Source organism: Paraglaciecola sp. L3A3, from assembly GCF_009796765.1.
Classification (GTDB): domain Bacteria; phylum Pseudomonadota; class Gammaproteobacteria; order Enterobacterales; family Alteromonadaceae; genus Paraglaciecola.
The window spans coordinates 4111092-4123127 of sequence record NZ_CP047023.1 but is presented as its reverse complement, the minus strand read 5'-3'; the positions used below and the strand labels follow the sequence as shown (position 1 = coordinate 4123127).

The following is a 12036-nucleotide window of genomic DNA, read 5'->3' as shown; positions in this document are numbered from 1 at the left end:
CAACTGAGGCCTTTTTTGATTCTAGTCAACACTAAAAATTAACCAAATAATACGCGGTTAACTTTGTTTTCTAACATTTCTTGACGACCACTTTCATGTTGTGGAGCAATCTCGTTATCTAGTGCGTAAGCTGCTAATGATTCTAAGCTGTGCTCACCTTTTGCAATAGATTTACCTAAATCACCATTCCAATTTCTGTAACGCTCAGATACAGCGGCACCTAAGAAATCATTCTCAACAATAACGGCTGCTTTTTTCAGAGCTAAAGCTAAGTGATCCATACCACCGATATGACCATGGAATAAATCGGCTGGATCTGAAGATTGGCGACGTAGTTTAGTATCAAACAAGAATCCGCCGTTTTCGAATCCACCGGCTTTTAAAATATCAGTCATAACAAGTGTTAATTCAGGCACATCAATTGGGAATTGATCAGTATCCCAACCATTCTGTGCATCACCACGGTTAGCATCAATTGAACCAAACAAACCAAGAGAGATAGCAGTGGCTATTTCATGTTGGAAAGAGTGACCCGCTAATGTTGCATGGTTAACTTCAATGTTTACTTTAATTTCGTTTTCTAAACCAAACTGTTTCAAGAAACCGTACACAGTAGCGGTGTCATAGTCGTATTGATGTTTAGTTGGTTCTTGAGGCTTAGGTTCAATTAATAAAGTACCTTTGAAGCCAATTTTATGCTTATGTTCAACAACCATTTGCATAAAGCGACCCATTTGCTCACGCTCTTGACGTAGGTCAGTGTTAAGCAATGATTCATAACCTTCACGACCACCCCATAACACGTAGTTTTGACCGCCTAAACGTTTAGTGGCATTCATAGCATTAAATACTTGTGTTGCTGCGTAGGTGAATACTTCTGGATTAGGGTTGGTTGATGCGCCAGCTGCGTATCTAGGGTTACTAAAAGCGTTAGCAGTACCCCATAATAACTTCATGCCAGTTTCTTCTTGTTTTTGTTCAAGGACGTCAGTCATTTCAGCGAAGTTATTTACATATTCTTTGATGCTGTTGCCTTCAGGCGCCACATCAATATCGTGAAAACTGTAATGAGGAATGCTTAACTTTGAAAAGAATTCAAAAGCAACATCAGCTTTTTGCTTGGCACGTTCCATTGCATCACCTGCTTTCAACCACGGGCGATTAAAAGTACCTTGACCAAATACGTCAGCACCGTCCCAACAAAAGTTGTGCCAGTAACAAGCACCAAAACGTAAGTGTTCGGCCATAGTTTTACCTAGTATTTTTTCATCGGCGTTGTAATGATGAAAAGCTAAAGGGTCGGTTGAATCTGGTCCTGCATATTCAATTTTTTGGATGTTCTTAAAATATTCGGCCATGAGGCTCTCCTGCTATTAATTATTTCTAAATTTAAATTATCATCTGCTAAATATGACAGATGCTCAATTATGTTTTCTCGGTAAAGATTTGTTCTTTTTATTTAAAATAAGGGGGCTAATTGTTTATATAACTGTTTGAATTTTTCACGGCGTTTTGCGTATAAAATTGCATTAGTGTTGTTGGGTTCAAACACGGCTTCTAAGTCTGGTTGTGGACAAATTTGCTCTAATTTTTTATCCGTATCAATTGCTATTTGCGCGAGTCGGGCGGCACCTAAACCTGGACCTACGTCTCCTCCTTTACGGTAATTAACCGAACGGTTTAACACGTCAGCTAATAGTTGACGCCAATAAACACTTTTAGCACCACCACCAATTAAGGTGATTTCGTCGGCATCAACACCTGAGTTATGTAAACACTCAATGCCATCGGCAAAAGCAAAACTCACGCCTTCTAACACACTATGAGTTAAGCTAGCTTGATCGGTTGAGTGAGTTAAACCAAAAAAGCTACCGGTTGCCATTGGGTTATTATGAGGGGTACGTTCACCACTTAAATAAGGTAAAAATATTGGTGCGTTAGCTATGTCGATATCAGCTTCGTCTAACTCTTTAAGTAACTCTGCTACCGGCTTTTGCGCGATAGATTCTGCATACCATTGCAAACAACTTGCAGCACTTAACATGACTGACATGAGATGCCAAGTGTTAGGTAAGGCGTGACAAAAACTATGTACAGCTGATTCAGGGTTGGCTTTAAAACCATCTGTTACTGCAAAATACACACCTGATGTACCTAGGGATAACATGGCTTGACCAGGCTTCACTATGCCAACACCCACAGCTCCTGCGGCATTGTCACCTCCGCCTGCAACAACTGGTACAGTTTGCATGTTCCAACGGGCTGCAACATCTGCACTTAAGTTGCCGGTGATCTCTGAACCTTCATAAAGTTTAGGCATATTGGCTTCGGATAAACCACAGGCGGCTAATAAACCTGCATGCCATTGACGAGAACTTACGTCTAACCACATAGTGCCAGCAGCATCAGACATATCTGATGCAAAATCACCTGTCATTAAATAACGTAAGTAGTCTTTAGGCAGTAAAACTTTATCAACTTTTGCGAAGTTGTCGGCTTCGTGATTTTTAACCCATAATAATTTAGGTGCGGTAAAACCGGGCATCACAATATTACCAGTGATTTTTTGTACTTCAGGAACTAGCTTTTCTAGTGCCTTACATTCGGCTTCACAGCGGCCGTCATTCCATAAAATGGCAGGACGAATTATATTTTGTTGAGTGTCTAATAAAGTGGCACCATGCATTTGTCCAGCTAGACCAATTGCTTGTACTTTTTCTAAGGGCTGCTTTTTACTTAGAATATCCATCGCTTCACAAAATCCAGTCCACCAATCTTGAGGGTTTTGTTCAGACCAAAGTGGATGAGGACGACTCACATCGAAAGAGCTTGAAGCGCTATCAATTATTTCGCCATCTGTGTTTGTTAACACTATTTTAATACCTGAAGTGCCTAAATCGACGCCTAGAAACATTATACTTCTCCTGAAAAGTTTTAATGACTATAGCAAAGAGAATAGGATATAAAGAGCCTAGGAAGCGAAAACGAAATTAAATAACGAAAAAAAGTAAAAAATATCTAGGCAGAATCTACAATCATTTGTAACAATGATGTTACGAGAAATAAGAAAACATAAAACTATTTATAGACCCTAGATACACCGGAGTTATTTATGTTCCAAGCTAAACACAGTATTAGTCTTTTGTTTAATGCCAATAAAGTATACGACCGTCAAGTGATTGAAGGAATTGGTCATTATCTGCAATCGTCAAAAGTAGATTGGGATATCTATCTTGAAGAAGATCTTTTAACACGCCTAGAAAATATAGATGAATGGGGAGGAGACGGAATTATTGCTGACTTTGATGATCCGACAATCCAAACCGCCTTATTAAATGCCAAAGTTCCGGTTATTGGTGTGGGAGGATCATATTCAAATCAGGCTGATTACCCAGACGTGCCCTATGTTGCCACAGATAACTTTGCTGTAGTTAAGTGTGCTTATGAGCATTTAAAGAAAAAAGGCTTGGAACGTTTTGCTTTTTATGGATTTCCGGCTGACAACAATCACAGATGGGCTGTAGAGCGTGAGCAGGCGATGATTAAGTTGTGTAAGGAGGATGGTTACGATTGTTCTATTTATCGTGGCCATCCAACCCGACCAGAAACTTGGCAATATACCATGAACAGAGTGACAGATTGGATCCAAGCTTTACCTAATCCAGTTGGCATAGTTGCAGTAACAGATGCGCGCGCTAGGCATTTATTGCAAGCTTGCGATCATATTGGAAAATTAGTACCTGACAATATTTCTATTGTAGGCATAGATGATGATGATATTGCCCGTTATTTGAGTCGTATTAGTTTAAGCTCAGTTACACAAGGCTGTTTTGATATGGGCTTTCAAGCGGCAAAATTATTACATCGTCATTTAGATAATGATGGTTTAAAAAACAAACGAGTGTTAGTGCCGCCATTAGGGGTGTCGGAACGTCAATCTACTGATTTTAAAGCTTTAAAAGATCCCTTTGTTATCCAAGCTATGCACTATATTCGGCAAAATGCTTGTCGTGGGATTAAGGTTGATCAGGTGTTGGATTTTGTTGGGGTATCTCGTTCAAATCTAGAACAACGCTTCAAAGATGAAAGAGGTCACAGCATACATGCTGAAATCCACAATGAAAAATTAGAGAAGGCCAGCAAGTTACTCGCAGAAACAGAGTTACCAACCAGTGAAGTCGCACAAGTGTGTGGTTATCCTTCGCTTCAATATATGTATGCTGTGTTTAAAAAACATTATAGTCAAACACCGAGAGAATACAGAATAGAACATACTCAAAATTAACTCTTATGGTTTAGTTGATTTTAAATACTTCTTAACCAATGCCTCTAAAGATTTAAGCTTTAGAGGCTTAGTAATATAATCATTCATGCCGATTTTTTTCGCGTTGGTATAATCTTCTTTCATGGCATTCGCTGACAAACCACAAATAATTAGGTCTTTATGACCGTGCTTTCTAATTTCTTGTGTTGCTTCGTAGCCATCCATTATTGGCATTTGAATATCCATTAATATCAGGTCGTAATATGGGGAGTTAGTGACTTTAGTCACGGCTTGAAGCCCATCTTCAGCTGTGTCGTAACTTATGCCCAATATTTTTAGCATCTCGCCTGCTACTGCTTGGTTTATGTGATTATCTTCAACCAGTAAAATATGTCCAAGGTAAGTTTGTTGAACGTAACCATCAAGTTTAATAAGCGTAGGATCTTGCATTATATTTGTGCTACTAAATACATGAGCTAGAAAGTCAGCGGCTTGATGTGGCACAAAAGGGTGGGTCAGACATTCTGCCGACCATAATGAGGTTAATTGACTAGGTAAATTACTGGGTTGCGAATTAGTAATAAAACCAATTTTGTCTGTTTTTTCTTTTATTTTGATTACTAGTTGATGGAATTTTTTGAATGCAGGCAAACTCGCCACATCAATAATCACTGCATCTTCTGCAGTGATTTTATTGGCGTGTTCAGAGATAGCAGATAATGGAAAGTGATGATAGTTCGGGCAAGTTCTTTCAATGTACTGAGAATATAATAGGCCTTTTCTACTTTCACTAAAATAATAAAGCTTCCCATCGGTTATTTTTTGCATGGGCAAAATGGCCGTTGCATTTCTGCTTATATGAAGAGGGATCATTAAGCTAAATGTACTGCCTTTGCCTGGTTTTGAAAGTAAAGAAATTTCGCCATGCATTAAGTTTATTAACTGTTTTACAATAGTAAGCCCTAAACCAGTTCCACCAAAATTTCGACTCGTTGAGCCATCAGCTTGAGTGAAAGAATCAAATACTTTATTCACTTGTTCTTTACTCATACCGATACCAGTATCGATTACTTTTACCGATAATTTAATCGAATCGGCTTGGTTAGAGTCGATAAGATCTACTTCGATATTTACCGAACCATGGTTAGTAAACTTTATGGAGTTGCTGCATAAATTTAATAAAACCTGAGTGATACGTAAGGGATCACCAATTAAGGTATTAGGAATTTCGGGGTTGACATAAAACAACACATTAAGATTTTTTTCTTTAGCGCGGGTTGATATATTGGCCAAGGTATTAGCTAAAACTGAATTAATCGAAAACTCAACATTTTCAATATCCAATTTACCGGCTTCTATTTTTGAAAAGTCTAAAATATCATTAATTAAGCTTAATAAAATTTTTCCGGAATAGGCGACTTTATCTAGTTTTTCCCGCTGCTCTGCTGTCAGATCGCTACTTAAAATCACATCTAACATACCAATGATACCGTTCATTGGGGTGCGTATCTCATGACTCATATTGGCTAAAAATATGCTTTTGGACGCCGTTGCTTGTTCAGCAGCTCTGTTAGAGATCATCAGTTGTTGGTTTAGGGCTTCTTGTTTGGAGTTAAGCATTTGTGACTGTTCAAGTAACACTGTGGTCTGCTTATTTTTTTCATGGAACACGGATGCGGATTGAGCTAATTGACCTATTTCATCTTTTCTATCCAGTCCATGTATCGTTTCTATGTCTTTTCCTTTGGCTAATTTTTCAAAAATTACTGTAATGTTTTTTATCGGTACCATGATTCGATAACCTAGGAATAATGCGGTGCTAAGCGCTAATAAAATGCCGAATGCAGAAAATAAATCACTTCTAATTTGGGTATCTTCTACTGATTGTTTTACATTAATATTTGTCTCAGTAAAGTTTTCAGTCACTAATCTATTTAGTTCACGGGCTAGAAAAAGAAATTCATTGGCAGAACCTGCCATCACCACATTGACTAAAAATAAATAGCCACGAGTAATTTGCGATAACTGCAAAAAATCACTTTCAACTTGCAATAGTTTATCTAAAACAGGTTGTAGCTGATTACTTTGTTCAAGTTGGCTTAAGGCTATTATTTTGGCTTCTTTTAGTTGAGATTGAAAAGAGGTGACTAGTTCTTGTTCTGGGGTGACTAGATACTGCAGTAAGAAGTTTTGAGCTCTTGCAAGGTGATAACGAATTTGATTCATTGAAGCAGTTGTTGAGGTCTGGTTTACTTTTAATTGATTAAATATGGACTCTAATTCAGCTAAAATACCGACTTTATGGATATATTGTCTTTTTGTTCGTCCAATAATCACATTGCCAAAATTTTCATCATATTCTTGAAGGTGGGCACGCATCCGCAAAATATAATCATGATAAACATCTTTTTGTGCTTGATGAGCGGTGAGATCTTCTAATGATGTGAGGTTTTGTTGATTTCTTTTCATCAAGGTATTGAAGCGATTAATCGCTGATTCACTTGCTGATTCTTTGTATATCAGAACATTACGTTGTAAGTCGATAACATCTCTCTCTAACTCTCTTACCAGACTCACTTTAAGCACGGCTTCTTGGGTTAGATCTAGGCTGTCGACAAATGTCGCTCTGATACTACGGGATAAAAATACTTGCGATAGAAGTAGTATTGTTAAGATTACTGAGACTAATATAATCTGAGCTTTTATTGTTTTAAGCACACTGCACCTTAAAATATAATTATGAACTAATAAATTCGTACCACTTCTGTACACTATAATCGTAAGTGGGCATAGCAGTATTCCAAACCGCTATATTACTAAATCGCTTAATGTAACTACCACCCGAACGTATGTCGCCTTTTTTTACTGAAAGTTTTCCATCAGTCCCGAGTAAATTTTCGTTCGCGGCTTTACCCTCATACCAATAGTCCCATTCTGACTTATTTAAATATTTGGCTGAACGTTGGGGGTTAGAAATATAATACCCTTGCCGAGCAATGAAAGCACCTGGCCATCCTGATAACCACCAATTCATGTAATCATAAGCTGCGTCTTTAGTTCGTCCTTGTGTAGCGGCCGATAAACACATTACGCCATGCCAACCTCTGTACCCCTCTTTGGGGGCAGCGTATCTAACGTTTATATTTTGGCTGTTTAATGTTGAAACTGCGGGAGAAAACAAACTGCTGATTGCTACTCTACCAGTTCTCATAAAATCGATAGATTCGGGAACTGAATTCCAAAATCCGCTAAAATGGTTTTGGTGTTTCAGATTAATCAATATTTTAAATAACGTATCTAATTCTGCTTTAGTTATATTACCTATGTCATTAAACGTAATAAAACCTTGTGCTTGAGCCGCCAAAGCTAAATCAAATATGCCAATACTAGGAGCATTAACTATGGCCACTTTTCCTTGATGTTTAGGATCAAGTAACCATCCCCAGCTTTCAGTTTTGTATGCTTCGCCAGGGACAATGATATCTGTGTTGTAACCAAATGAATCAACATTATGTACATAGGGCAAAAAACTAATTTGCTCAGTGTGATTTTTGCCTAATGAGCCATCTTTTTGGATATGTAATATCTTATTTGGGGCATCCCCAGCACCAATTTTTGCTTCATCACTGACTTTGCCGGTTTTACTTAATGGGTTTATTTCATCCCAATAGGTTAGACGTTTTTTCTCTATTGGTTGAATAGTGCGAGCGGCCCAAAGGGGGCGGATGCTGTTTGACCATTGTTCATATAAATCAAAGGATTGTGGGTTCATTGACGCTTTTTGCAATACGGCAGCGCTACCTTTTGCTTCATAAATCAAATCTATGCCGAGATCTTCCATGGCTTTTTGACGTAATTCTTCCTGTAAAGTGACATGTGTGCCTAATACTTTTAATTGAGTACGTTGTTTGGCAAAAACATAAGGGGCTTGAGTTATGGCCGTAGCGCTAATTACTGCCTGACCTATGGTTTTTAATGCCTCTCGACGACTTGCACTTGTCTTTAAAGGGAGTTTGCAGATGATTTTTGGTTTTTTGATACTCACAAACATACTCCCTTAAACAATAACCATATCTTATGATTACCTTAGAGTAAGTCGAAATTAAGTGCAATTAAATATAGGCTTTTAAAGGGAGTTATCAACTCCCAAGGCGGATAGATGTCTAATCTGCGTAAAACTTATGCTGGAATTTTAGCGTTTTTGTTACTTTCCCGTCATTAATATCGATTGATATTCGATATTGTTCTTGATCGCTAAAAGATAAGACAGCCAAATAGTATATAGCTTCACCTTCTGTTACTTCCTTGAAGGCTAGTTTTTTGACTACACCAAGTAAATTCTTAGCCGTGCCTGTTAATGCTACTGATTGAGCGGCTTTACTTTTGCTATCTAGTACAGAAATATTAATTAAGCCGTTAAATTTACTGCGCACTATGCCGTATTGTTTCGCTACGTCAGGGGTTAAAAATGTACTATTTAAAGCAATATAATGTAAATCCCAGTTGGCTAAACTGACTTTTTGTTCAGCTAAAACTGGGTTAGCGTACAATGTGACACAGCTAGCCCAAACAAGAGCTAAGCAAGTTAATTTTTTCGATTTAAAAAATGCCAAAAATGTCACCTAATAATTTTTGTAAAAATAATAGGACTAATATTACCACCATAACTGATAAATCTAAGCCACCCATTTCTGGTAAACGTCGACGAATTGGCGCTAACATGGGTTCAGTTAATTGATTTAATACTAATTCCATTGGGCTGCGGCCTTGGCTTATCCAGCTCATGACTGCTCGTAAAATTAAGGTATACATAACGACAGTAAAGGCTTCTTTAATCACTATGATAAAAGAAATAATCACTAGAGATATTGGATTGATCCCCACACCATTTACCACCACATTAAGAATTACCAGTTTAAGAGCTGCAACCAATAAAGCCAACACAAAAGTCGCGGTATCTAAACGGCCTATTGATGGCAATATCCGGCGCATGGGGGCCACTATAGGATGAGTGGCTTTAACCACAAACTGACTAAAAGGGTTATAAAAATCTGCCCGAGCAAATTGTAACCAAAGGCGTAACAATACCACCATCAGGTACAAGTCAAAGACAGTGCTAATTAAAAATTGTACTGAACTCATAAAATTATTTTCCTAACTTTTAAAACAGTTTAGCCATTTCTTCGGCACGAATCACTGCTGCTTGCATAGCTGTGGCAACCACTTTATCTATATCTTGCTGTTGAAAAGATTCAATAGCTTTAGCGGTAGTGCCTCCTTTAGATGTAACTTGGGTGCGTAGCTCTGATAATTCAAGTTGAGGATTGTGACAAACCATTTCTGCCGCACCTAACATAGCTTGTTGAACTAGTAAACGAGCGGTTTTGTGATCGAAACCTTGGCGCTCCGCTTCTTTTTCCATGGCTTCTAAAAATAAGAAGAAATAAGCGGGGCTGCTGCCTGCTGCAGCAGTAACAGAATCTATCAATGACTCTTTATCCACCCAAGCTATTTCACCAACTTGAGACATAAGATCGCCAGCAAATGTTTTGTCTTCTTGCTTGATAATAGGAGCAGAAAATAAACCTGTCATTCCTTTGCCTAAAGCACTTGGAGTATTTGGCATAGTACGAATGACTGCACTGTGGCCATTTAACATTTGTTGTAATCTAGCGGTAGGAATGCCGGCTGCGATGGAAACAAACAGCTTGCCATCTAGATTGTTGGACTCAGCTAATTGATTGCAAACTTGTTCCATTAACTGAGGTTTAACGGCTAAAACCACTACTTCGGCAAATTCAACTGCTTGCTGGTTGTCTTGAGTCGTTTGAATCGCGAAGTCGTTTTTTAAAACATCAAGTTTACCGATTGACGGGTTGCTGGCTATGATTAATTCAGCTGGGTAACCGTTAGCGATTAAGCCGCTTATAATGCTTCTGGTCATATTGCCAGCGCCGATAAATGCTATTGTTCTTTGTTGCATGTAAAAATTTACCTAATAATTTTATGTGAATTTAAATACGAGAGCCAAAAATACCTGTTCCTACCCTGACCATTGTACTTTCGCATAATATGGCCGTTTGCATATCACCAGACATACCCATAGATAAGGTATTCACGCTTGGGTATAGGTTTTTAAGTTGATTATATAAATCAGCCATTTTGTTAAAGCTTAATTTCTGTTCTGATTTTAACTGATGGGCTCTAGGAATGGTCATTAGACCACGTAGCACTAAGTTTGGCATCTGTTCAATTGCTTTTGCCAGTTCAGGGAGTTCGTTGCTTGTTACTCCTGATTTATTTTCATCACCATCAATATTGACTTGAATACAGACATTTAATGGCCGGTAAATACTACGCTGATCATTTAACCTTTGAGCTATTTTTAAGCGGTCAATAGTATGTACCCAATCAAAGTTATCAGCCACCAAACGTGTCTTATTTGATTGTAAGGGGCCAATAAAATGCCATTCAATATCGGCTAGTTTTTCTAAAGCCTGGATCTTTTCTACACCTTCTTGCACATAGTTCTCACCAAACAAACGTTGTCCAGCTTCATACGCTTGGACAATATCAGATACGGGTTTGGTTTTACTTACGGCTAGCAATCTCACCGAATTTAATGGACGATGAGCATCTAGGGTAGATTGCTTAATGCTTGCTTGTACGCTTTTAAGTCGTTCTGCTATTGTTTCCATATTGGATCACAAATATACGGAGAATTTTCGTGGATATTACCGAACTTTTGGCCTTTAGTGTTAAAAATAAAGCCTCTGATTTACATCTTTCTGCTGGATTACCTCCCATTATCCGTGTTGACGGTGAAATGCGGAAACTAAATATTCCGCCTTTAGAGCATAAAGAAGTGCATAGTTTGATCTTCGAAATCATGAATGACAGACAACGCAAAGAATATGAAGAAAATTTAGAAACGGATTTTTCATTTGAAGTTAAAGATTTATCTCGATTTAGGGTAAACGCTTTTGTGCAAAACCGCGGTGCAGCAGCAGTGTTAAGGACTATTCCTAGTGAAATCCTTAGCTTAGATGACTTAGGTGCACCACAAATATTTAAAGATATTATCAATCAACCTACAGGTATTGTGCTGGTCACGGGGGCTACTGGATCAGGTAAAAGTACTACCTTGGCAGCAATGGTTGATCATATTAATCGCACTAAACGGGAACATATATTAACTATCGAAGATCCCATTGAATTTGTGCACGAAAATAAATTGTGTGTATTAAATCAAAGGGAAGTCCATCGTGATACTCACAGTTTTAATAACGCTTTACGTTCTGCATTGCGTGAAGATCCCGATATTATTTTGGTGGGTGAATTACGTGATTTAGAAACCATACGTTTGGCTATCTCAGCTGCCGAAACCGGTCATTTAGTATTCGGAACACTGCACACTAACTCAGCCCCTAAAACCATTGACAGATTGATTGATGTGTTTCCTGCGGCAGAAAAATCGATGATCCGTTCTATGTTATCTGAATCATTAAGAGCGGTTATTTCACAAACCTTATTGAAAAAAATTGGCGGGGGCCGAGTGGCTGCCCATGAAATTATGTTGGGTATACCTGCTATTCGAAACTTAATACGTGAAGATAAAGTGCCACAGATGTATTCGGTGATCCAAACGGGTCAACAACACGGTATGCAAACTATGGATCAATGTCTGCAAAATTTAGTGGCGCAAGGTTTAATTACTCCACAAGATGCCGCGGCTAAATCAATAGATAAAAAAACATCACCTGGTTTTTAAG

The 12036-nt window shown here is 38.2% G+C and carries 10 protein-coding genes; 2 read left to right on the top strand and 8 right to left on the bottom strand.

All coding sequences use genetic code 11. The features are described from left to right. Positions 1–38: 38 nt before the first annotated feature. Both xylA and xylB read right to left on the bottom strand, forming a co-directional pair. Complete coding sequence (gene xylA, locus GQR87_RS17155) at positions 39–1358, bottom strand: xylose isomerase (RefSeq protein WP_158971450.1); 1320 nt, start codon at positions 1356–1358, stop codon at positions 39–41. A 101-nt stretch (positions 1359–1459) separates the two neighbouring features. Beyond that, entirely contained in the window at positions 1460–2914 is a 1455-nt protein-coding gene (gene xylB / locus GQR87_RS17150; protein ID WP_158971448.1) for a xylulokinase, read from the bottom strand. Positions 2915–3112: 198 nt separating this feature from the next. Between xylB and GQR87_RS17145 the strand changes: the two genes are divergently transcribed. Next, positions 3113–4285, top strand: a complete 1173-nt coding sequence (locus GQR87_RS17145) for a DNA-binding transcriptional regulator (protein ID WP_158971446.1) — start codon at positions 3113–3115, stop codon at positions 4283–4285. A gap of 3 nt (positions 4286–4288) precedes the next feature. On the opposite strand, the gene GQR87_RS17140 is transcribed toward GQR87_RS17145, so the two are convergent. The 6 genes from GQR87_RS17140 to GQR87_RS17115 form a co-directional block, all read right to left on the bottom strand. Continuing rightward, the gene (locus GQR87_RS17140; RefSeq protein ID WP_158971444.1) at positions 4289–6982 is read right to left on the bottom strand and encodes an ATP-binding protein; all 2694 of its coding nucleotides are present in this window, start codon (positions 6980–6982) and stop codon (positions 4289–4291) included. 19 nt (positions 6983–7001) lie between these two features. Further along, positions 7002–8309 carry a PotD/PotF family extracellular solute-binding protein gene (locus GQR87_RS17135; protein ID WP_370459612.1) on the bottom strand — a complete coding sequence of 436 codons (1308 nt, stop codon included), beginning with the start codon at positions 8307–8309 and terminating at the stop codon, positions 7002–7004. Between the two features lie 118 nt (positions 8310–8427). Then, positions 8428–8814 carry a DUF4426 domain-containing protein gene (locus tag GQR87_RS17130; RefSeq protein WP_233267499.1) on the bottom strand — a complete coding sequence of 129 codons (387 nt, stop codon included), beginning with the start codon at positions 8812–8814 and terminating at the stop codon, positions 8428–8430. Positions 8815–8863: 49 nt separating this feature from the next. Continuing rightward, the gene (locus GQR87_RS17125; RefSeq protein ID WP_158971437.1) at positions 8864–9406 is read right to left on the bottom strand and encodes a YggT family protein; all 543 of its coding nucleotides are present in this window, start codon (positions 9404–9406) and stop codon (positions 8864–8866) included. 19 nt (positions 9407–9425) lie between these two features. Beyond that, positions 9426–10247: a pyrroline-5-carboxylate reductase gene (proC, locus tag GQR87_RS17120; protein WP_158971435.1), complete on the bottom strand. Its 822-nt coding sequence runs from the start codon at positions 10245–10247 to the stop codon at positions 9426–9428. A 31-nt stretch (positions 10248–10278) separates the two neighbouring features. Beyond that, a complete protein-coding gene (locus GQR87_RS17115) occupies positions 10279–10962 on the bottom strand; it encodes a YggS family pyridoxal phosphate-dependent enzyme (protein WP_158971433.1) in 684 nt (227 codons plus the stop codon). A gap of 29 nt (positions 10963–10991) precedes the next feature. Here GQR87_RS17115 and GQR87_RS17110 point away from each other — a divergent pair, with 29 nt between their 5' ends. Then, on the top strand, positions 10992–12035 hold the full coding sequence (locus tag GQR87_RS17110) for a type IV pilus twitching motility protein PilT (protein ID WP_158971431.1): 1044 nt from the start codon (positions 10992–10994) through the stop codon (positions 12033–12035). Position 12036 lies beyond the last annotated feature (1 nt).

Coding starts and splice junctions, on each gene's coding strand:
- xylA (WP_158971450.1), bottom strand. CDS start 1,358: ATGGCCGAATATTTTAAGAACATCCAAAAAATTGAATATGCAGGACCA.
- xylB (WP_158971448.1), bottom strand. CDS start 2,914: ATGTTTCTAGGCGTCGATTTAGGCACTTCAGGTATTAAAATAGTGTTA.
- GQR87_RS17145 (WP_158971446.1), top strand. CDS start 3,113: ATGTTCCAAGCTAAACACAGTATTAGTCTTTTGTTTAATGCCAATAAA.
- GQR87_RS17125 (WP_158971437.1), bottom strand. CDS start 9,406: ATGAGTTCAGTACAATTTTTAATTAGCACTGTCTTTGACTTGTACCTG.
- proC (WP_158971435.1), bottom strand. CDS start 10,247: ATGCAACAAAGAACAATAGCATTTATCGGCGCTGGCAATATGACCAGA.
- GQR87_RS17115 (WP_158971433.1), bottom strand. CDS start 10,962: ATGGAAACAATAGCAGAACGACTTAAAAGCGTACAAGCAAGCATTAAG.